General features: G+C 60.3%; 18 protein-coding genes. 3 read left to right on the forward strand and 15 right to left on the reverse strand.

Translation table 11 applies throughout. The annotated features are described in order from the left end of the window. Positions 1–18: 18 nt before the first annotated feature. Positions 19–2,019 carry a M1 family metallopeptidase gene (locus CFR72_RS03435; RefSeq protein WP_110912686.1) on the reverse strand — a complete coding sequence of 667 codons (2,001 nt, stop codon included), beginning with the start codon at positions 2,017–2,019 and terminating at the stop codon, positions 19–21. A 238-nt stretch (positions 2,020–2,257) separates the two neighbouring features. Here CFR72_RS03435 and CFR72_RS17095 point away from each other — a divergent pair, with 238 nt between their 5' ends. Further along, positions 2,258–2,572, forward strand: coding sequence for a hypothetical protein (locus CFR72_RS17095; protein WP_146220641.1), 315 nt, complete (start codon positions 2,258–2,260; stop codon positions 2,570–2,572). Positions 2,573–2,580: 8 nt separating this feature from the next. After that, a complete protein-coding gene (trhA, locus tag CFR72_RS03445) occupies positions 2,581–3,237 on the forward strand; it encodes a PAQR family membrane homeostasis protein TrhA (RefSeq protein WP_110912687.1) in 657 nt (218 codons plus the stop codon). A 10-nt stretch (positions 3,238–3,247) separates the two neighbouring features. On the opposite strand, the gene CFR72_RS03450 is transcribed toward trhA, so the two are convergent. From CFR72_RS03450 to CFR72_RS03460, 3 genes are all read right to left on the reverse strand, one after another. Next, positions 3,248–4,087 (reverse strand): SDR family NAD(P)-dependent oxidoreductase, encoded by an 840-nt coding sequence (locus CFR72_RS03450; RefSeq protein WP_110912650.1) that lies wholly within the window; start codon positions 4,085–4,087, stop codon positions 3,248–3,250. Between the two features lie 117 nt (positions 4,088–4,204). Continuing rightward, a complete protein-coding gene (locus CFR72_RS03455; protein ID WP_227744406.1) occupies positions 4,205–4,870 on the reverse strand; it encodes a DedA family protein in 666 nt (221 codons plus the stop codon). A gap of 251 nt (positions 4,871–5,121) precedes the next feature. Then, positions 5,122–6,819: a thiamine pyrophosphate-binding protein gene (locus tag CFR72_RS03460; RefSeq protein ID WP_110912651.1), complete on the reverse strand. Its 1,698-nt coding sequence runs from the start codon at positions 6,817–6,819 to the stop codon at positions 5,122–5,124. Positions 6,820–7,049: 230 nt separating this feature from the next. Between CFR72_RS03460 and CFR72_RS03465 the strand changes: the two genes are divergently transcribed. Continuing rightward, positions 7,050–7,883 (forward strand): nucleotidyltransferase domain-containing protein, encoded by an 834-nt coding sequence (locus CFR72_RS03465; RefSeq protein WP_110912652.1) that lies wholly within the window; start codon positions 7,050–7,052, stop codon positions 7,881–7,883. Between the two features lie 142 nt (positions 7,884–8,025). Here CFR72_RS03465 and CFR72_RS03470 read toward each other — a convergent pair whose 3' ends face one another. The 11 genes from CFR72_RS03470 to CFR72_RS03520 all read right to left on the reverse strand — a co-directional run bounded on the left by CFR72_RS03470 (position 8,026) and on the right by CFR72_RS03520 (position 20,101). Continuing rightward, complete coding sequence (locus CFR72_RS03470; protein WP_146220642.1) at positions 8,026–9,336, reverse strand: hypothetical protein; 1,311 nt, start codon at positions 9,334–9,336, stop codon at positions 8,026–8,028. 23 nt (positions 9,337–9,359) lie between these two features. Further along, positions 9,360–9,683 carry a DUF4282 domain-containing protein gene (locus CFR72_RS03475; protein WP_110912654.1) on the reverse strand — a complete coding sequence of 108 codons (324 nt, stop codon included), beginning with the start codon at positions 9,681–9,683 and terminating at the stop codon, positions 9,360–9,362. Between the two features lie 63 nt (positions 9,684–9,746). After that, complete coding sequence (locus CFR72_RS03480) at positions 9,747–11,459, reverse strand: DUF4852 domain-containing protein (RefSeq protein WP_146220643.1); 1,713 nt, start codon at positions 11,457–11,459, stop codon at positions 9,747–9,749. A 16-nt stretch (positions 11,460–11,475) separates the two neighbouring features. Then, positions 11,476–12,282 carry a hypothetical protein gene (locus CFR72_RS03485; RefSeq protein WP_110912656.1) on the reverse strand — a complete coding sequence of 269 codons (807 nt, stop codon included), beginning with the start codon at positions 12,280–12,282 and terminating at the stop codon, positions 11,476–11,478. A 400-nt stretch (positions 12,283–12,682) separates the two neighbouring features. Further along, positions 12,683–13,663 (reverse strand): L,D-transpeptidase, encoded by a 981-nt coding sequence (locus tag CFR72_RS03495; RefSeq protein WP_208629951.1) that lies wholly within the window; start codon positions 13,661–13,663, stop codon positions 12,683–12,685. A gap of 172 nt (positions 13,664–13,835) precedes the next feature. After that, positions 13,836–15,179, reverse strand: a complete 1,344-nt coding sequence (locus CFR72_RS03500) for a dihydroorotase (RefSeq protein WP_110912658.1) — start codon at positions 15,177–15,179, stop codon at positions 13,836–13,838. A 134-nt stretch (positions 15,180–15,313) separates the two neighbouring features. Further along, positions 15,314–15,454 carry a hypothetical protein gene (locus CFR72_RS17455; protein ID WP_167400287.1) on the reverse strand — a complete coding sequence of 47 codons (141 nt, stop codon included), beginning with the start codon at positions 15,452–15,454 and terminating at the stop codon, positions 15,314–15,316. Positions 15,455–15,495: 41 nt separating this feature from the next. Beyond that, positions 15,496–16,860: an Nramp family divalent metal transporter gene (locus CFR72_RS03505; RefSeq protein ID WP_110912659.1), complete on the reverse strand. Its 1,365-nt coding sequence runs from the start codon at positions 16,858–16,860 to the stop codon at positions 15,496–15,498. 208 nt (positions 16,861–17,068) lie between these two features. Further along, the gene (locus CFR72_RS03510) at positions 17,069–17,836 is read right to left on the reverse strand and encodes a class II aldolase/adducin family protein (RefSeq protein WP_110912660.1); all 768 of its coding nucleotides are present in this window, start codon (positions 17,834–17,836) and stop codon (positions 17,069–17,071) included. A 19-nt stretch (positions 17,837–17,855) separates the two neighbouring features. Next, entirely contained in the window at positions 17,856–19,034 is a 1,179-nt protein-coding gene (locus CFR72_RS03515; RefSeq protein WP_110912661.1) for a pyridoxal phosphate-dependent aminotransferase, read from the reverse strand. Positions 19,035–19,231: 197 nt separating this feature from the next. Next, entirely contained in the window at positions 19,232–20,101 is an 870-nt protein-coding gene (locus tag CFR72_RS03520; protein WP_110912662.1) for a dimethylarginine dimethylaminohydrolase family protein, read from the reverse strand. Between the last annotated feature and the right edge of the window lie 271 nt (positions 20,102–20,372).

Raw genomic sequence — 20,372 nt, forward strand, 5'->3', positions numbered from 1 at the left:
GCATGTCCCCTGCCCTGTTCACCGTGTGTACAGGGTGTTGTCGCGACGGTCGATGTCGGGAATGGCGTGGTCGGGATCCAGCGTCACCGTTCGCAGCACGCCATGGGTCCTGACCGGCAGGTCGATGGCCGTGTGCTGGTACCATGCTTCCGTCGGGATGACCTGACGTTCGGTGGTGCCATCAGCATAGGTCAGCAGCATTGTCACGGGAATGGGCAGGCTGCCCTTGTTCTGCACGGTGACCTGATAGCCGTCGGATGTGGCGTGAATTCCGGTGCAGGCATAATCCGGCGCACGGTTTTCAAAATACCAGCCGCGCCAGAACCACGACAGGTCCTCCCCTGTTTCGCTGCTCATGAAACGGAAGAAATCCGACGGCGTGGGATGGTGATAGGCCCAGACGTCGATATAGCGCCGAAAAGCGCGATCAAAGCGTTCCGGCCCGACGATCTGTTCACGCAGCAGCTTGAGGCCGTAGGCCCCCTTGAAATAGGTCACCGGATGGCGGTAACGCTCCTGCACTAGGTCGGAGGGCACCATCAGCGGCGGTGCATCCCTGTCCCGCAGGAGGGGCACAATATCGTCCGCCGGCACGCCCGTCTGGGGGGCGAACTCGTTGTCCTTCTTGGGGGCGAATTCCCCATGGTTGAAATGATCGGACGCATAGGCATCGATGAAGGTGTTGAAGCCCTCATCCATGAAGGCGTTGCGCCGTTCATTGGACCCGACGATCATGGGGAACCAGCCATGGCCGAGTTCGTGCGTGGTGATCCAGAACAGTTGCGGCCCGTGGTCCTTCATGCCGTCAAAGACGATACCGGGATATTCCATCCCGGCCCCATGCCCACCAAGGTTGATCGCGTTCTGCCACGGATAGGGATACCACTGTTCGGAAAAATATTCGATCGCGTGCTTCACGTATTCGGTGGAACGGTCCCACCCGTCCGGTCCCACGCCTTCGACCGGATAGACGGACATGGCAAGGTGTGGCCCCCTGGTCACGCCATGGGTGGCAGGCAGGTTCATCCGGGCGGCATCCCAGACGAACGCGGGGGATGCGGCAAACGCCACGTCCCGCGTGTTTTCCATGCGGAAATGCCATGTCATGTCCCCATGGTCATGGCGATGGCTGCCGGGGTCCGTCACATCCTGCGCGGTGCGGATCAGGACGCGCGTATCGCTGTGGGCCGCCTGTGACAGGCGCTTGCGTTCTGTCGCGGTCAGGACGCTTTCCGGATTGAGCAGCGTGCCGGAACCCGCAACCGTGTAATTCCACGGCACGGTCACACGATAATCGATATTCCCATATTCAAGGTAGAATTCCTGCGCCAGATAGGGCGCCGTGTCCCATCCCCGGATGTCGTCATAGACCGCCATGCGCGGATACCATTGGGCGATTTCATAAATGTCCCCATTTTTACTTGGGGTCACCGAAGTGCGCCCACCCCACGGGCCGGGAATGACGTACTGCCACGTCACATGGATGCGCATTTTCCCACCCTTGCCACGCAGGGCGGTGGGCAGGCGCAACTGCATGCGCGTATCGCTGATGATCGGGGTGATTTCCTTTTTGCTTCCCCCGTATTCCACAACGACTTTCTGGATCTGGACGCCATTGGTGCGCGGGGCGGAAAAACGGCCTGAAGCATATTGCGACCGTGAATCGGGTTTATATTCGTTCTGCTCCAGGTTCAGCCAGATGACATCAAGTGCGTCAGGACTGTTGTTGGTATAGGTAATGGTTTCCTGCCCGGAGAGGCTTTTTGTATCCGGCAGTATCCGCGCATTGATGGAATAATCCGCGCGGTTCTGCCAGAAGGCACGTCCCGGAACCCCGGCGGCCGAACGGAAGGCGGTGGGCCGGTCCGGCATGGGTTGCGGCATGAAAACGTCCGGCGCCCGTACTGCCTGCCCCGGGGGAAGGCTGGTGGCGGCCCATCCGGACGTGACGCAGGCAAGGGAGGCCACGCACCCAAGAAGCAGGGATCTGTATCCTTTCGGATCGGGACGTAAACTCATGAATATCGAAACCTTTTTCTCTGCGTGGCCATTATGGTGGATCATGCCGCGATGAACGTAACCCGGCATCAAGGATACGGTCAATTCGGTTCAGGAATGTTACGATCCAGGCCACGGAAAACGGTTTGCCACCATCATTCAGGAATAAAAAAGTGGGGGATTTGGTCATCCGGATCTGTTTCGACCGGAAACCCGCTGTAATCGGAGCGAGGACCCTGGGAACAGGCATCGACTGATCATGCCTGCTGGTCAGATGGATGTGGGGGCCAGAAAGATAACCGGGTTACGAAACCAGCTTTACCTTCCGAAAGATTTCAAATCCATCATCGTCGCATTCCGCCATGACAATATTCGGCGCGTTCTGGACGGCATGAAGGAAAGACTTGTCCTTTATTTCCACGCCAGCATATTTTTTCGTATTCTGCTCAATGATGAGGGAATTGTCGTGAACGGAAACGCTGGCTTCATCCCGGATATTGATGCCCCTGCGTCCTTTTTCATTCACGCCCTGCATGGCTGCCGCGTTCCCGAATGGAACGTCTTTGCGATATAACCGCAGGCATGACGATAAAAGCCCGCTTCCCCTCCTATACCCTGCTTGAACGTATGGCTGACCTTGCGGTCCATGTCGTCGGGGTCGTCGTCATGGTCGCCGGGGCGGCATGGTTGGGGGCTTCGGTGCCGGCCGATGCCTCTTGGGCGGCGCGGCAGTCGGTCTTTCTTTACGGGACCTGCCTGATCCTCGTGTGTATCTGTTCGGCGGCCTATAATTTCTGTCCGGCCTGTCGCCTCAAGGGGGGATTGCAGCGGGTCGATCAGGCCATGATCTTCGTCGCCATTGCCAGTACCTATACGCCCTTCATCATCATTGGTGGACGTGGGAGGCTTAGCCTCGGATTTTGTGGACTGTTATGGGGCGTGGCGCTGGCGGGGATGGGCATGAAACTCTTCTGGTTTGAAAAGAGCCAGAAATACCCCGTTTTCCCCTATCTGGCGGTGGCATGGATGTTCTTCCTGTGCCCGGATCCGGTTTTCTGGCACCTGCCCTTTCAGGTCGTGGCCCTCATCATTCTGGGGCTGGTCTTCTATTGCATTGGTACGGTGTTCTATAATCACGAAAACCTGCCGTTTTCCAATGCGCTGTGGCATGTCATGGTGGTCTGCGGCGCTTCCACCCACATCTATGCCGCGCGGCGCATGATTGATACCATCGCCTGAGCGGCATGTGTCAGGACGACGTCCCCGTTTCATCGTGGCGTTCGCGCAGATATTTCCGTCGCCCCTTTTCCCCCATCCACAGCATGACCGGCAGGAGTTTCTGCCACAATGCAGGGAAAATCAGCAGAAGTTGCCCGAAAACCCCGTCGGACGACGGGACGAACACGTCCCTGCCACGCTGGCGCAGGGCACGCAGGATCAGCGTTGCGATCTGCTGCGGCGGTACCGGCAGGGTTACGAAATTGAGGGCCGATCCCCCGTTCTGCATTTCCTTTTGCAGCATGGGCGTATCCACCGCCCACGGAAAGATGGAGGAGACGTGGATGCCACGCGCACGGACTTCCTCCCGCAGGGACAGGGCAAAGCCGCGCAGGCCGAATTTCGTGGCGGCATAGACGCTGCTGCCGCCGAGTGGAACAATGGCGGCCATCGAATTGACAAACACGACATGCCCGCCACGCGGCACCAGATCCAGTAGCCGTGTCGCCAGCATGATGGGCGCCTGCAGGTTGACCGTTACCTGTTCGCGCACCGATCTGTCGTCAAGGCTGGCGGCAGCCTGCGGCACGATCACCCCTGCACAGTGGATGAGCGCACGCACCGGTGCGCCCAGTGTGCGGATCCGGTCTGCCGCCGAACCAAGGGCCTGTGGATCGCCAAGGTCGCAGCGGATGTTGGTCACGTCTGGCGAGTGTTCCAGCGTCGGGACGCTTCCCTGCCGTGTCAGCGCAATCACATGGTATCCCGCAGCCAGCAGGCCATCAATGACCAGACGTCCGATCCCCCCTGCCCCGCCGGTAATCACCGCCAGCGGGTGTTGTGTTGAATCTGGTGGAAACGGCGCCGTCATAAGAGTCTCGCGAACGGTAAGATTGTGATTATTTTCAACCTGATATGCATCTGGTTCATGTTACCTGACGTAACATAAAGTTATCATGACGTCGAAGATAAATCGTAATCCGTATTTTCACGGTATCTTTTGCGAAGGTTTGTCCGGACTGCTACCGTTCATGTCGTCGCGGGCTTCCTGCATGGCCTTTTCCGTCAGGCGCTTTTCATTGCGCCGCAGGAAAATGGCCGATCCCCCGACCCCGACAACGACGCCGATCACACCGATGACGCTTGCCGGTCCCGAAAGCTGCATGATCTTGTGACCCAGATAGTAGGTCAGCATGGCATAACCACCGGCCCAGCAGATGCCGCCCGCCGCGTTGAAGATCATGAAGCGCGGCCATGTCATGTGATTCGCCCCGGCCAGCAGCGCCACGAATACGCGCACCACGGCGATGAAGCGGCCAAAGAAAACGATTTCACTGCCATGGCGGCGGAACAGGAACCGGCCAAGCAGAAGCCGGTCCGGTGTCAGGCCAAGCCGTGCGCCATAGCGCTGGAGCAGCGGGATTCCCACCGTCCGCCCGATGATATAGCCGATATTGTCACCAATGACCGCGCCCGCAATGGCGGCGACCGCCACCCAGCCAATCGCCATATGGTGTGTCGCTGCGCAATAGAGCGAGGCGGAGATGATCAACGTTTCCGCCGGCAGGGGCAGCCCCATGCTTTCCAGCATGACGATCAGGGTGATGACGCCATATCCATAGTGCTGGAACAGATAGTCCAAGTGGTGAAGCAGCTTACAATCTCCTTGCGCAACCTGCGCGGAGCACGGCCTGCATGCGACTGGAACCGGCTGTCATCATCCGCCCGATGGCGCCCACGTCGCCCGACATGCCATGCTGATAACGCAATGGGGGATTTCACATCCCATGGGAAGCCTATTTTTCAAATAGCTGCTCTCCATCATATCGGGGATATATCATATTATCCAATGGGATAAGGCACTTGGGCGGACCCATGCCCTTCCCTTTGGGACCGGGCGCAGGATCACTCGGCCCGGATCATGATCTCCACCACGTTGGCGCGGCCCGATGCGATCCCTGCCTGGATGGCAGGCGCGATATCGGTGGCGCGCGTGATCCTGCATGCCGACAGTCCATAGGACGCGGCCATGGCCTGATAATCTATGACCGGGTCATTGAGGTCCATGGCAAGGTAATTGCCATTGCGGGTCGAGACGTAATGCGTCTGTCCCCGCATGAAACCCTTGAGTACATTGTATTCCTGATTGTTCATGATGACGAAGGTCACCGGCAGTTTCTCGTGCGCCGCGGTCCAGATCGCCTGTGGGGAGTAGAGCGAGGCCCCGTCCCCCACCAGGCACACCACAGGCTCCCGCCCCAGGCCGAGTGACGCGCCCACGGCGGCCGGCATCCCCCAGCCCAGCGCACCGCCGCGCAGGAAGGAGTACTGCGCGGGCCAGTCACTGTCGAGGAAGGAGCGCACATGCGATGAGGTGGCGATGGCCTCGTCAACGATGGCGATGTCCGGCCCGATGGCGCGCACGGCTTCGTACGCCGCGACGCAGGGGGCGATGACGGGTTCTTCCATGCGGTGCAGCGCGGTGGCGATGGCCTTGCTCCGGCGGTCGTGGTTGCGCGCCGTAACATTCTGCCGTGCGGTGGCATAATCGTCTTCGCGTCCCGCGATCGCCTTTTTCAATAGGGGCAGGAACGCCTCCAGCGAGGTACGGATATGCCCCACCAGCGACAGCGGCGTATAGAAGGTACGTCCCAGATCCCCGATATCCGCCGAAACCTGATAGATCGCACATCCCGGCGGCACGGCGGAGCCTTCGGAATACAGGATGGTGATCAGCGACTTGCCGCCAAGCGCGAAAATCGCGTCATAATCCGCAAGTTTCGCCGCGATGTCCGTTGCCCGCGTGGGCAGGTTGCCTTCCCACAGCGGATGCGATGTCGCGAAGGGCACGCGCGAAGGCCAGGAGGAGCCAAAGACCGGCGCGCCCAGAAGTTCGGCCACGGCGGCCACCTGTGCGGCAGCCCCGGCGGCGTGGACCTCGTCCCCCGCGATGATCCCGAGGCGCCACGGCGCAATCCGGGCCAACTGCTGCGCCAGTTCCGGCAGGCCGCCTGCGATCGAACGCCGGTCGATCTGCGACGGGGGGGCGGCGGAAACCGTGCTCATTTCCTCCATCACGTCCATGGGCAGCGACAGGAAGACGGGGCCGGTGGGCGCGGCCATGGCGTCGTTGAAGGCGCGATGCACCAGTACCGGCAACTGGTCGGCATGCATGACTTCCTGCGCCCATTTCACGGCGGGGGTGGCGATGCTGACCAGATCCCCGAACAGAAGCGGGTCGGAGATGGTGTGGCGGGAATCCTGCTGCCCCGCCGTTACCACCAGTGGCGTCTGCGATACGCTGGCGTTGAGGAGGTTGCCCATGCCATGGCCAAGTCCGCCCGCCGTATGCAGGTTCAGGAAGCCGGGACGCCCCGCCGCCTGCGCATAGCCATCGGCCATGGCGACGGCTCTGGCCTCCTGCAGGGCCAGCACATAATGCAGGTCCGGGCGTTTCTGCAGTGCGTCGATCAGCGGAAGTTCCGTCGTGCCGGGATTGCCAAAAATATATTTGACCCCCTCGCTTTCAAGAATTTCGAGCAGGATGTCAGCGCCCCGTCGGCTACGCTGTCCATCGATATCACTGACTGCCGTGATCTGCATGAAGGGCCTCTTCCATACTGGTGTTATTGCAACTGTAATATGAAAATGGCGATTGTCATCCATCCAACTGCAGCCTGATGCACATAAGACAGACGATGACATCTGGCATGGGGATATCGGTCATTTATATTCAAAAACATGTTGCGGAATATAATGTTACGATACCCGCCGCGAAATGACTCCCCCGCGGCAAAAAGATATACCGAAAATACAGAATTGGCCTGATCGACATGACGCATGCACAAGGATGGCTCCGCGCCATTCCCGAAAGTTTCTGCCCGACCGCGCTTGGGGACATTGACCGGACGCTTCAGGCAATCCGGGCGGAGCATGATGTCGCGATCCCGCTTGCGATCGAAAGCGGCAGCCGTGCATGGGGCTTCCCTTCTCTCGACAGTGATTATGACTGCCGGTTCATCTTCATCAGGCCCACGGCGCAATACCTGTCCCTCTGGCCGGTGCGCGATGTTATCGAGGTCCCGCTGACGCAGGAACTCGACATCAATGGCTGGGACCTTGCCAAGGCTGTCCGCCTGCTGCTGAAGGGGAATGTGGCGGTGATGGAATGGCTGTCCTCCCCCATCATTTATGGGGCGGATGCGACATTCCGCGCCCGGTTCCTCGCCCTGGCGCATCGTGTGTGCAACCGCACGCTCGTCGCGCGGCATTACCTGCATCTGGGCGAAAAGCAGTACGACCGGCATTGTGGCATGCAGGTGCATGACCTGCGGATCAAGAAGCTTTTTTACGCCCTGCGTCCCGCCATCGCCCTGCGCTGGCTGCGCCTGCATCCGGCATGCAATGTCGTGCCGATGCACTTTCCGTCCCTGCTGGGTGAATGTGAACTCGAACCTGCCACGGTCGGGATCATCGACGACCTTATCCGCGCCAAGGCGCAGACCCGTGAAACCCGCCTGATCGCGATGCCTGAACCGCTGGAGTGGTTGATGGCGCATGAATTCGCCCTTGCCCATGAAACATTCGATCACCTGTCCCCAGAGGTGCCTGCCGATGCCATGGCGGAGGCCGATGAATTTTTCCGCGCCCAGCTTGGGGGGAAATGAAAAAAGGCCCAAGCGTTCGTTGCGCAGGGGCCTTTTTAATTCCGGGAAATGCCGCCTTTCTGAAAAAAGGCGGCACCCGGAAACTTTCATTATGTGATGATGAAATTTTGAAACGCTCTTACCTGTGGCAGGGCACCTGCTTTCAGGGCGTGCCCAGTGTCATATCGAGGCGCTGCATCATACGCGGCAGCGGGATCTGCACTTCGGTGATGGGCAGGCTTTTCGTGCCCGAAGATTTCATCGTAAAGGCCGGTAGCCTGCCAGCCATCAGTAGCGCGGCAAGATGCGCCTGGTCATCCGGCAGGCCTGCATGGCGGGCTTCGTTTTCCTTCATCGTGATGGTCTGCTGGTCCGCCGCGTCCGCGTTCTGCTGCGGCATCGGTGTCCCGGGAATTTCCTTGTCCCGTTTATCGGCGCCCGTTGTGTCCAGCGTCACGTCCACGGCCTGCAATGTCAGGCGCCCCACATTCTGGGCAATGTTGAACACCGTCATTGGATTGAGGCCACGGACATTGTGGTCCAGCACCGACAGGGTGGCGGTATCAAGCAGCACGGGCGAGAAGTTGCCCAATTGAATCTTGCCATGCCAGTTGCCGAAATTCGGGAAATTCCCGCTACTCGTCATGGTCATCACTGACGTGTTTTTCTGCAGGCCATACCCGATGTTCAGGCTGCCCTGCAGCGTGTTGTAACCCTCCTGCCCCACTTCCCGGGCAAAAGATGCCAGCGTGCCCGGGATCGGTGCGCCGGGACCTGCAGCGACGATTTTCTGGACAGGGAGCGTGATCCCGGAGAACGAGAGGTCAAGGTAATAGGGTATCGTGTGCGCCGTATCGATACGCGAAATGTCCACGCTGCTGGCCGTGATATCCACCGCAGGCGCGACGTGCCATTTCACGTCCGACAGCGACACCGTACCGAAAAGCGAGGTACTGACGCTGCCATATTCCACGACACCCAGCAGGTTCATGGACTGCAGGGCGTCATGCACGCCCTTTTCCGCCTTCTGTGAGGCATGATGGTGGGCGATCCCCCACCCGATCAGCACAAGGCAGCCGATCCCCCCTGCCCCGGCCTGCAGCCACCGGCGATATTTCTGCATGAAGGAACGACGGTTTTTTGCATCGCCGAGTTCATGTGCGGCCTTGGTCATGTATTCGGCCGCCGAACGCTGCGCCGCCTTGACCTTCGGGGCCTGTGCCACCATGAAATCGGACGTACGATGGGAAAACGCCTTCAGGCCCTGCCCAATCTGTTCCAGTGCTTCGTCCGCCCTGGCCGAACTGCCCATGCCTGTACCCGTGGCGATGCCTCCGCGCGCCAGAAGCGCGCCGGGCGGGATCAGCGGACTGAGGGGGGGCAGCAGTTTGCTCATTGGTGGCAGCAGCATGGAGGTATTGGCTGCTGCGGCCCCTGCCGGAGTGGGTGTGCCTGCGGTCTGCATTACCGTCATCGTCCCTTTGTCTGCGTACAGGATCAGGCGTGCTTTTGCGTATTTTCGCGCTTCCATGCCAGTTCGTCGCGGATCATGAACACCACCAGCACGGTTTCACACCCGATGCGCGTCAGGATGATGCTGAGGACGGTCGTGATGAGGGCGACGATACTGCCCAGGATCAGGCCGATGATGGTCGGCAGTGTGGTGGATTCCCCCGCCATCTGCGCGGCATTGATGCACAGCACGAGGATGCTGATGAATGTCGCCAGCCCGGACAGCACGCAGAAGACCACGCCGATATAATAGAATATCTTCATGAACTGCGGGGTGATGAGCGTATCGAAGGACAGGAGGGTCTTCATGATGTTCGGTCCTTGGTAAGGGAAACGGGGAGGGTTGGTGCCGGTGGCACGACGTGATGGGGATCAGGGGGCCGGGGTGGACGTGGCCGCCTGTGTGGCGTTGGCGATCTTGCGGTTTTCAATTTCCGTGGGATCGGTGGCATCGGCGCATTGCGGCTGCTTGCAGGCATAGGAACGCGTGACGCTGAGTTGCGCGTCAGGGAAGTCCCCCTGCGTGGGCGTGGTGAGCATGCAGCTGACGAGGTACCATCCGGCGTCACCGAAATCGGCCTTGTCATCGGCCATCGTCAGGCTCAGGTGGCCCGGCCATGCCGTGGCGACATCCTTGTGCCCGGACCCGTTCGTCTGCACCAGCAGGCTGACGGGAACGGGTTTTCCGTCGCCCTGCATGGAGGCGAAACGGGTGGCACGGATGTTGTCGAGCGAATGGAACAGTTCGACCGGCCGGTCATCATTGATCCAGTTCGCCAGACGGACGGGCACCGGGGTCGTGCCAAGCTCACGTATCTCGCTGTCGCGACGCGCCACAAGCTGCTTTTCACGCCTGGCTGCGGCGATCCGCTGTGCCTGCGCGTGCTGGGCCGCGATCTGTTCCGGTCCCGCCTGATACAGCAGCGTTTCAAGGCGCTGGTCGCCATAGACGCTGTAGCCATGTACCGTGGCGGAATAGGTCGGTTCGGCCTCGTTGCCGCTGACGCCCCTGGGATCGACATCGAATTCCAGCACGATCCAGACCCGGCGGTTCATCCAGCCAAAGCTCTCGCGCCTGCGTTCAAAATTACGCGCCTCTTCGGGGGGCATCGCGAATCCCGTGATGGATTCCATGTCCTGCGCATGCAGCGCGACGGCAAGGGGGATTCCGTCCGCCGCGCACGGGCGGCCAAGGCGCAGGAGATTCCCGTTGATATGGACCGGGAACATGTTTTCCTGAAAGTCATAATGGCCGAATTCGGTTTCCAGTTCGGCATAGATGACGCCTGGCGCGACATTGCCACTATGGGCCTGCATGTCCTGCCCGGCCTTTTCAAGCACTTCATGCAGCCGGAAATCGTCGTTTCTTGAACGGAACCATTCCGAGGCCATATGCCCCTGCGCCCAGCATTTCTGGGCCTCGGGGTTGGCAAGGAATGTCGGGTCGTTTTTCCCGGCGAACAGCATGTAGCCCCAATATCCCTGATCCCCAACCTTGGGCACGGGGGCAGGTTGCGCGGACGCCACGGCAGGCTGTGCCTGATCGGGCGCAGGGGAAGTGGCTGGTGGCGTGGCCTGCGGGGCCGTGGCGGCGTCTGCTGCGGGTTGCGGCGCAGGGGCATCCGCCGGCGGCGGTCCGGTGAACGGGTTGGGTGGCGTGGGGGCGTCGAGGGAGGCCGGCGGCGTGGCGGCCGGTGGGGGCGCCGCGGCAAAGACCCATCCCCCGCTGCGTTCCGCGTGGTACTGGCCGGTGATGCGGCCTTCTTCCGACACGCTGGCATCGGCGCGTTCGGCGGTGGGGCATGTCTGCTCGAACTCGCGCCGCATCCTGTCGAGCAGCGCAACCTGTGCGGTCGGATTGCCCATGTCCCCGCTTTCGCTGGACAGGACCATCTTCAGGCGCAGGTCCTTGCGGCACCACTGCGCGCCGCCTGCGGCATAGACCTCGATATGCTTGGCGCTTGACCGTGCGATTAGCGCCTCTTCCTGCGCCCATGCCGCGACAGGCGCCAGCATCATGGCCAGCGCAACACCCCCGGTCAGGCGTTGACGCATCGTGCCTTCGTGCAGAAGCGACCGGATCATGCGCTTGTTCCTCACGTTAGTTGAGTTCCCATACACCCTGTGCCGAACGGCATGCCGTTTCGGTCGATGTGCTGGATTTTCCCTTGTCGGTCGCGACGGTTTTCAGGTCGCGGCAGGTGACGCTTGCATTGACGTTCGACGATACCGTCTTGCCTTCGGGGGCGGCCGGCTCCGCATCGAGGTCAAATGTCCCGCTTGTTGCGGCATGGTGGCTGCCGGCCGACAGCGGTTGCAGCGAAGATGCCGCGACGTAGCCGATCGAACGGCCATGCTGCGAAACCAGCATCCAGTTCTGTCCCGTCAACTGTCCCACCACCATGATCACGGAATGGGTCGGCAGCGTCATCGCGACCGTGGCGGAGGTGGATGGGGAAAGATAGACCGGGGAAGATGACGTCACCTGGTATCGCGCGCCAATTGCATGGATCGACCCCGGCGCCGCCACGTCGGCATTGCGGACAATGCGGATCGACTTGTCTTCCTGCCGGGTATTGGACGTGGTGATGGTGGCGCGCATGGTGGAGTGGTCGGACTGCCACGTCACCGTACGGTTGTCCCCCTGCGCCATCAGAAGCTGCTGCTGACGGCGGGCCAGCGCCTTGCGGTCCATGTTGTCGAGCATGTTGCCGATACTCGAACCAAAGGTTTCCCCGCCGATCAGGCTGGCAAGGCCCGCCACGACATGGTTGCGTGTCGTGTGGACGCCGGGTTCGGTGCCGGTCTGCGCAGTATTACCAGACTGATCGGTCGCACATCCCGAAATTGCAGCCGAGATGCAGAGAACGGAAAACGTTTTTACGCCAATCCGGTAAAAATCACGCATTACCAATATTTTCCCAATGTATTCTGTAAGTGAAATTTTGCAATCACATAACGACGCCGCATTTTGGCGTCAACGAAAAAATAGACCAATTGGAATTAAAAATATGGACCTGTAAGGTCTCTATTTAAAGATTCATTATATATTCATGAAAATGTATAGGATATCGGGCAGGAATCCCTGCCCTGCGCAGGAAAAAATAATCGACCGATGGAATTAAATAATTCCGGACGACAGTTCTGGCTTTCGCATGGAAGCAGGATGCGGACGGTCGGGAAATGATTGCAGTCGTTTTTTATGGAACGGCCGATATTCTGGAAGAATCCAAATACAGCACAGATATCATGAAGTTTTCATGACCGGATTACGGAAGATAACCATAAAAACTTCCGGAATAATGAATTTAAAGGCTTGTCGTATCTTCCGTCGCGGGTTCAGCAGGAGCAGGAGCAGGAGCAGGAGCAGGAGCAGGAGCAGGAGTAGAGTTGGGATTGGGATTGGGATTGGGATTTTGCGTCTGGGCCAGGAACCTTGCAAAATCATCCTGCATCTTGCGCGCCAGTTCCGGGTCGGACAGTTGCGCATCCTTTTGCGACGAATCAATCACGACCACCCTGTCCCCCGAGAGGGGATCGGGAACGTGGTTCGCACCCAGAAGGGCCTGAAGGCCACGCGCGTTCTGGCCGTCATGGATCTGGCTGTCGAGGTCGCGATCAATCAGGCCATGATGGTCAAGGAACGTGTTGAAACGTGAAGGAATGCGAATGCAGCCTTCGGAATCCGAACGGCCCAGACGCCCTTCCAGCAGGTCGGGGTCGGTTGCGTGCATCTCCAGCCGGACAACGGCGAGCGCGCCTTTCCTGCGCCAGTCCTCGGTCGTCTGCCAGCCAAAGTCCCAGACGCGCATGCCCTTGTTGCCATTGCCACGCACGCCGAATTCATTTTTCGTCCCCTGCGCACGGTAGCCGTAGATCTGCCCGTCATTGAGGAAAATCCCCACGGGCGTACGAAAATGTTCCGTACGGCCGGGACGTCCCGTGCTGACACGGACCGAACCCAGCGCAATCAGTTTTCCAAGTTCCCCCCCGCCCACTGTGACCCACAGGCGCTGCACACGTTCGGCACGGTCCACGACCAGTACGACCTGTGCCGTATCGGGCCACAGATGCGTCCTGTTGAGAAGATCCCTGGCCTGTGCAAGGGCCGTGTCCGTAAGGCTGGCGCTGGTCCGGGCAACCTGCGGCCCCACTTCTATCTTCAGCGCGGCGCGCAGGTCGTTCATGTCCTGCATGATGTCAGGTGGGGCGGATTGCGCATGTCCCTGTGTCGCAAGGCCCCAGATAATCAGGAATGTCCCGGCCGCCGCATGTAAACTTATCTGCATCTGGCTTCCGGCATGACGGTCTGGCGATCCCGTGGATGTACGTTCTGTTCTGAAAAACCAATGAAATGCATCTTTAGCGTATTCTACTACCTCCCTGCCGTCCCTGATCCATTTCCCTTGTGCTGGAGCGTTCGATACAGTCTTCGGGTTTCCGTGGAGGGTATGCAGGTTCCTATCGTACGTCCTGCGGTCGGTCCGTGGCATCGAAACGGAAGGGTTCGCCGACTGCCGTGCTGGGCAGTTCCCCTTCCCACATGACGGTATTCCCCCGGATGATGGTGCCAACGGGACGGCCGGTCAGGGTGCGACCGACAAAAGGTGACCAGCCGCAACGTGATGCCAGCCAGTCCTGCCGGATCTCCCAGCGGGCCCCAAGATCGACGATCGAGAAATCGGCGTCGTACCCCACGGCGATCCGTCCCTTGCGCACCAGTCCGAACAGGCGTTGTGGTCCGGCGGATGTCATGTCCACCACCTTGCGCAGCGTCAGGCGTCCCTGCGCGACATGGTCAAGCATCAGCGGCAGCAGCGTCTGCACCCCCGGCATGCCGGATGGGGAGTCGGGATAGGAACGTTCCTTTGCCGTCATGGTATGGGGGGCATGGTCGGATCCAATGATGTCGGGTACCCCCTGCCCCATCCAGTACCACAGCCCCTCTCGCGCCGTGCGGTTGCGGATCGGCGGGTTCATCTGCGCCAGCGTGCCGAGTTCGGGATAGGCCTCCTCCGCCGCAAGGGTCAGGTGCTGCGGCGTGACCTCGCAACTGGCGATATCCTTGTTGGCCGAAAGGAATTCCAGTTCCGCCGGCGTGGTGACATGCAGCACATGGATGCGGCGGCCTGTCCTGCGTGCAAGGGCCACGATGCGCCGTGTCGCACGCATTGCCGTTTCCTCGTCACGCCAGACCGGGTGGGAGGACGGATCCCCCGCCACGCGATGCCCGACCCGTTCCAGCAGCCTGTCCTCGTCCTCGGCATGGATCGCGACGCGGCGGGAGCCGGAGCGCAGGACACGTTCGAGGATCCGGTCATCGGACACCAGCAGGCTGCCGGTGGAGGAGCCCATGAAGATCTTGATCCCTGCCGTGCCCGGCAGCTTTTCAAGTTCCCCGCACTGCTCTGCATTGTCCGTCGTCGCCCCGACATAGAATGCGTGTTCGCACCACATGCGACCGCGTGCGCGCGCCAGCTTGTCCGCCACGGCTTCGGGCGTATCGGTGGGGGGGCGGGTATTGGGCATCTCGAACACGCCCGTCACGCCGCCAAGCACGGCGGCGCGGCTGCCGGATTCCAGGTCTTCCGCATCGCCGGGTCCGGGTTCGCGGAAATGGACCTGCGTGTCGATCACGCCGGGCAGGATGGTCAGGCCCGTGCAGTCCAGCGTGCGATCCGCGCTGCCGGTGCCGCCGATGCGTGCAATCCGTCCGTCACGGACGAAAACGTCCACCGGTACGGTCTGATCGGGAAGGACGACAGTCCCGTTTTTCAAAACAAGGTCGTACGATGTGCCAGGCATCAGGTCTTCCGTCTCGTTTACGTTTCAGGAGCAGATACGCAACCGGCTCCGGCGTGGGACGGAAAATAATCGACATGCGTGCATACGTCCAGAAGAAGACAGGTGCCTTCACGCATGCCGCTGCGCTGTGTGGCCTACTGGAGAATGAAAAACAGGGTCATGCACGCAATCGCCATCGTGATGATGACAAGGCGACCGAGGTGATAATCCGGGGCTGCGTGCCGGTGGCCAAGATGCACCTGCGCGGGCGGGACATCATGCGACAGGTCGGTCATTTTCTCCTCCGTACACGAAATTGGGTGTTGTGCGGCATTGTTCAGTTCAGGGATGTCAGGCTGTCCCACAGCAGTTTGAAATTGAGGATGAGGATGATGGCGGCGATAAGCCACGCCATGGCTTTCATCGGGAGGGAGATCACGAATTCCCCCATCTTTTCACGGTCAGAGACGAACATCACCAGCGGGATGACCGCAAAGGGCAGTTGCATCGACAGGATGACCTGGCTGAACATCAGCAGTTCCCCCACCCCATGCGTGCCATAAAGCAACGTGACGAACAGGACGGGAATGACCGCAAGGCCGCGGGTCAGCAGTCTGCGCGCCCATGATGGCATGGAAAGGTGCAGGAACCCTTCCATGACGATCTGCCCGGCCAGCGTGCCGGTCACGGTTGAATTCATGCCCGCCGCCAGCAGGGCCGTTGCGAACAGGGTGGATGCGATCCCCACGCCCAGCACGGGTGACAGCAGGCGATAGGCATCGGAAATTTCAGCAACGTCGTGATGTCCGCTGGCATGGAACGCCGCCGCCGCGACAATCAGGATGGCGGCATTGATGAACAGCGCCAGAACAAGGGCGATCGTGCTGTCGAGTGTTGACCACCGGATGGCGTCGCGTCGTCCCGCCGGAGTGCGGTCGAAGGCACGGGTCTGCACGATGGAGGAATGCAGGTACAGGTTATGAGGCATGACCGTCGCCCCGATGATGCCGATGGCGATATACAGCATCGAAGGATCCCTCAGGACCTGCGACGATGGCATGAACCCGCGCAGGATCGCGGAAATGGAGGGAACGGACGCGATGACCTGCACCACGAAACAGCCTGCGATGATGAGCAGCAGCCCGATGATGAAGGATTCAAGATAGCGGAAGCCACGCTGCATCAGCAGCAGCACGACGAAGGCGTCCGCAATGGATACAATACATCCCCCGATCAGGGGCAGGCCAAACAGCAGTTGCAGGGCAACGGCCGTGCCAATGACCTCCGCCAGGTCGCAGGCGATGATGGCGAGTTCGCATGACAGCCATAAAATGGAATTCGCCAGCGGGGGGAAATGGTCCCGGCATGCCTGCGCAAGGTCGCGGCCGGTCACAATGCCCAGTCGTGCCGCAAGTGCCTGAAGCACGATCGCCATCAGGTTCGACAGCATGACAACCCACAGCAGATGATACCCAAACCGCGACCCGCCCTGCAGGTCGGTGGCCCAGTTGCCGGGGTCCATATATCCGACCGAAATCATGTATCCCGGACCGACGAACGCCAGAAAACGGCGCCACCACGCGGCGGTGCTGTCCGGGACATGGATGCTGGCATGGACTTCGGGCAGGCTCCGTCCATCCGTGCCCTGCCGGGTGAAGCGCCATGGCTGCGAAGGAGGCGGCATGGAGGGTGGAGCGGACATGAAGACCTGCCTGAAAACCTTGTCGTCAGGTCATTGAACGCCACTGCCATGAAATATGCAATAAGCTATATCTTGTGGTGATGACAATTTTTCATAGCATGCAGGTTACAAGACCGCGAGCAGGGGAAACCGGCGGGAAAGGCATGCTGTTGCGGGCGGGAATGTCATCAGGGAACGCGCAGGCAGGTGGCCTGCCTGCGGCCGAAGGTCAGTTGCGGTAATCCGGCTGTTCACGATCGAGCTTGCGGATCAGTGCCTGCCAGATCAGTTGTCCCTGGTCCGTATCGTCTTCGAATTGCTGGCGTGCACGCAGGATGCTGGGAAGTGACGGGAAATGCAGCTTCACGCCGGTTGACTGCGCCGCGACCTGAATACGGCAGGCCTGCTCCAGATAGTACATGCGGTAAAAACATTCCGCCACCGTGCGCCCGACCGTCAGCAGGCCATGATTTTGCAGGATCAGGCCATGATTGTCCCCAAGGTCGCGGACAAGACGTTCGCGCTCGCTCAGATTGTCTTCGGCGGCCAGCCCTTCATAGGCATGGAACCCGATACGGTCATGGAATTCCATGCTGATCTGGTTTATGGGCAGGATCTTGCGATCCTGCGCCGCCACGGCCATGCCCGCAACCGTGTGGGTATGCATGACGCAGGCAGCGTCGGGCCGGGCACGGTGGATGGCGGAATGGATGACGAAGCCCGCGGGATTGATGGGCCAGGCGGTCTGCTGGCGCGGATGGCCGTCGGCATCCACGCTTACAAGGGAACTGGCGGTGATTTCCTCGAACAGGAAGCCATACGGGTTGACCAGATAGGCATGCCGCCACCCCGGCAGTCGTGCCGAAAGGTGCGTATAGACAAGGTCGGTCATCCCGAAATGCGCCACCAGACGATACGCCGCGGCAAGTTCGCGGCGCAGCACCTGTTCCGTTGCGGATGGCGGAGGCACTGGTACCCCCGCCTCCCGCACGTCCATGTCCCCGTTACCCGTCGCGTCAGGCAATGACGACATCCAGCGCCTTGCAGAAACTGTGCATGTCGCTTTCGGACCCGACGGTGATACGTGAACAGTTCGGCCATATGGACCAGTTGCGCCCGATGATGACGCCCTGTTTTGCAAATGCCTCCCGCACCGGTTTCGCCGGGCGCTTCCAGTCAACGATGAACATGTTCGCCACGCTGGGGATGTAGGAGATCCCGCGCTGGCGCAGGTGCGCGAATGTCATCTCCAGGTTGGCGATCATCTCGTTGCGACGCTGCACGATCTCCTGCGCGCGCGTGACGCTGGCCAGTCCGGTGGAAAGGGCCACGGTGGAGAGCATGAAGGATTGGGAGAACCCGTCATAACGCATCATCTTTTCCAGCAGGTCGGGACGCCCCATGCTGAGCCCGAGGCGCAGGCCAGCCATGCCGAACAGCTTGGAGAACGTGCGCAGCACGATCACATCCTTGCCCGCCGCGACAAGGGAGGCGGCGCTGGGCGTGCCGGAAAAGTGGATATAAGCCTCGTCCACCAGTACGATCGAGCCTGCGGGCTTGTTGGCGACCAGCCATTCGATGTCGGCAATGGGCGTCAGCGTGCCGGTGGGATTGTTGGGGGAACAGATATAGTAGACCCCCGCGTTCGGATTGGCCGCCAGCATGGCGCGGACATCTGCTTTCCAGTTGTTTTCCGGACGCAGTGCAACCTTCGCCAGCGGAACCTTCAGCCACTCCGCCGTCTCCCATGACGGTTCATAGGTCGGGTCCAGCGTGACAAGTCCCCGTTTGGGAGAACAGAACGTCACGATGGCGCGACACAGCGGATCGCCCGAACCGGGCCAGGGCATGATATGGTCGGCGGGCACGCCCTCGATTTCGGAAACCGCCTTGATCAGGTCCTGCCGGTTGCGATTGGGCCAGTAACGGTTGCCCTGCGCCACCATGGCGGTACCGGCGCGCACGCCTGCCTCCATGGGGCCGGTCCACCATTCGTTGCTGTCGATCAGCACCTTGCCCGCGTTATCGCCGGCCGACGCCACGACCCCGCGTGCCTGCGAAACCCTGCCCGGCAGCGACGCCAGCGCCAGACCGGTGCCCAGCAACGCCCCGATACGGCCAAACTGCCGACGCGAATATCCCCGTTGCAGCAGGTCACGCCGGGCGTCAGCCGACAAAGTCGCATCCGTATCCATAATACGCGTTCCTTAGTTATGTCAGGGCGATGGTGACCATGGCCCCGCAACCATCCTGAGGACACATATCATGCAGGCTTATTCATTACGATCAAGTTCCATTATGAAACACGGATCGTAATGACCATGCGGGTGTGAAAATATGCCACACCACGCTTATGTCGGAATTGCGCGGCCGGCATGGCCTTATCGGGCGTTCACCGCGCCAGGGAGGCCCGCCGCAGGGGCATGGTCATGCAGTGCACGCTGCCCCCGCCGCGTGAAAACTGCTCCAGATGCGGGGTCAGGACCTCCATGCCTTCGGCGCGCATCATCTGGTTGATTCGCGTGCTGTGACGTGGACTGATGACCCGCCCCTTCCCCAGCGCAAGGACATTGCATCCCATGTCGTTCATCGCTTCCTTGTAACTGACGGGCAGCAGGCGTATGCCCTGCGCGCGCAGCCATGCAAGGTCGGCATCGGGCAGGACATCGGTGACCGCAATGGCCGTGTCGTCGTTGATCATCGTGAAGATGACATCAAGATGCAGGAAATGCGCGGGGAAGCGAATCAGGCGGCAGGTCCAGCCTTCCTGTATGAACCAGTCGGCGAACTGCCTTGCCCCGTCTTCGTCCGTGCGGCCGCCACTGACCCCGATCACCAGCAGGCCGGGACGTATGAAATGTATGTCGCCTCCCTCGATATGGCCCTGCGTGCAGGTTTTCCAGATTTCACCGGGGGCATAGAACTGCCGCACCGCCCCTTCCTCCGCACGGCGTTCGGGGCGCGACATGCGGGTGACCACGGTGCCGAATGGCGTGGTCTGTGAACTGTCGCGGGTATAGACCTCATAGGGCATGCCGCTCTGCGGTGTCATGAAATGGCAGTTGACGTCCGCCATGCGCAGGGCATCCACCAGTTCATCAAACTGTGAAAGCATATCGGCATGATTGGTGCGACGGCCGCTGGCCAGGGTCTGGATTGCGATGTCGTTGCTTGGTATCCATGAATAATGCTCTGGCCGGCACAGAAGCACATCGGCAAGGGTGCCGCTTTCGCTGTCCATGAACCAGTGATTTGCGTTCATTACGTGAAAATCCCGAAGAAATGGCGCGTCTGCCCCCCGGCAGGAAGGGTTTGCAGCGTAGCAACGTGACGGATTTGACGGGATAGGAATGATGCATAGTTCACTTTGAAATTTCATTAACCGCAAGAAATCAAAAAACCTGTTTGTGCCATGACATATAATGTTGCACTCTCTGGACAATCTGGTAATGTTGCACTCTCTGGACAATCTGGAGCGGACAAGTAACGATCAGCAGAATTCATCAGGTCGTAACCATCCGGCCTAAGTCATT

This window comes from Gluconacetobacter entanii (genome assembly GCF_003206495.1).
In the GTDB taxonomy this organism is placed as follows: domain Bacteria; phylum Pseudomonadota; class Alphaproteobacteria; order Acetobacterales; family Acetobacteraceae; genus Novacetimonas; species Novacetimonas entanii.

Coding starts and splice junctions, on each gene's coding strand:
- CFR72_RS03495 (WP_208629951.1), bottom strand. CDS start 13,663: ATGCAGATAAGTTTACATGCGGCGGCCGGGACATTCCTGATTATCTGG.
- CFR72_RS03500 (WP_110912658.1), bottom strand. CDS start 15,179: ATGCCTGGCACATCGTACGACCTTGTTTTGAAAAACGGGACTGTCGTC.
- CFR72_RS17455 (WP_167400287.1), bottom strand. CDS start 15,454: ATGACCGACCTGTCGCATGATGTCCCGCCCGCGCAGGTGCATCTTGGC.
- CFR72_RS03520 (WP_110912662.1), bottom strand. CDS start 20,101: ATGAACGCAAATCACTGGTTCATGGACAGCGAAAGCGGCACCCTTGCC.
- CFR72_RS03470 (WP_146220642.1), bottom strand. CDS start 9,336: ATGACGGTAATGCAGACCGCAGGCACACCCACTCCGGCAGGGGCCGCA.
- CFR72_RS03485 (WP_110912656.1), bottom strand. CDS start 12,282: ATGCGTGATTTTTACCGGATTGGCGTAAAAACGTTTTCCGTTCTCTGC.
- CFR72_RS03510 (WP_110912660.1), bottom strand. CDS start 17,836: ATGGACGTGCGGGAGGCGGGGGTACCAGTGCCTCCGCCATCCGCAACG.
- CFR72_RS03460 (WP_110912651.1), bottom strand. CDS start 6,819: ATGCAGATCACGGCAGTCAGTGATATCGATGGACAGCGTAGCCGACGG.
- CFR72_RS03435 (WP_110912686.1), bottom strand. CDS start 2,019: ATGAGTTTACGTCCCGATCCGAAAGGATACAGATCCCTGCTTCTTGGG.
- CFR72_RS03465 (WP_110912652.1), top strand. CDS start 7,050: ATGACGCATGCACAAGGATGGCTCCGCGCCATTCCCGAAAGTTTCTGC.
- CFR72_RS03480 (WP_146220643.1), bottom strand. CDS start 11,459: ATGATCCGGTCGCTTCTGCACGAAGGCACGATGCGTCAACGCCTGACC.
- CFR72_RS03505 (WP_110912659.1), bottom strand. CDS start 16,860: ATGTCCGCTCCACCCTCCATGCCGCCTCCTTCGCAGCCATGGCGCTTC.
- trhA (WP_110912687.1), top strand. CDS start 2,581: ATGACGATAAAAGCCCGCTTCCCCTCCTATACCCTGCTTGAACGTATG.
- CFR72_RS03515 (WP_110912661.1), bottom strand. CDS start 19,034: ATGGATACGGATGCGACTTTGTCGGCTGACGCCCGGCGTGACCTGCTG.
- CFR72_RS17095 (WP_146220641.1), top strand. CDS start 2,258: ATGCCTGCTGGTCAGATGGATGTGGGGGCCAGAAAGATAACCGGGTTA.
- CFR72_RS03450 (WP_110912650.1), bottom strand. CDS start 4,087: ATGACGGCGCCGTTTCCACCAGATTCAACACAACACCCGCTGGCGGTG.
- CFR72_RS03475 (WP_110912654.1), bottom strand. CDS start 9,683: ATGAAGACCCTCCTGTCCTTCGATACGCTCATCACCCCGCAGTTCATG.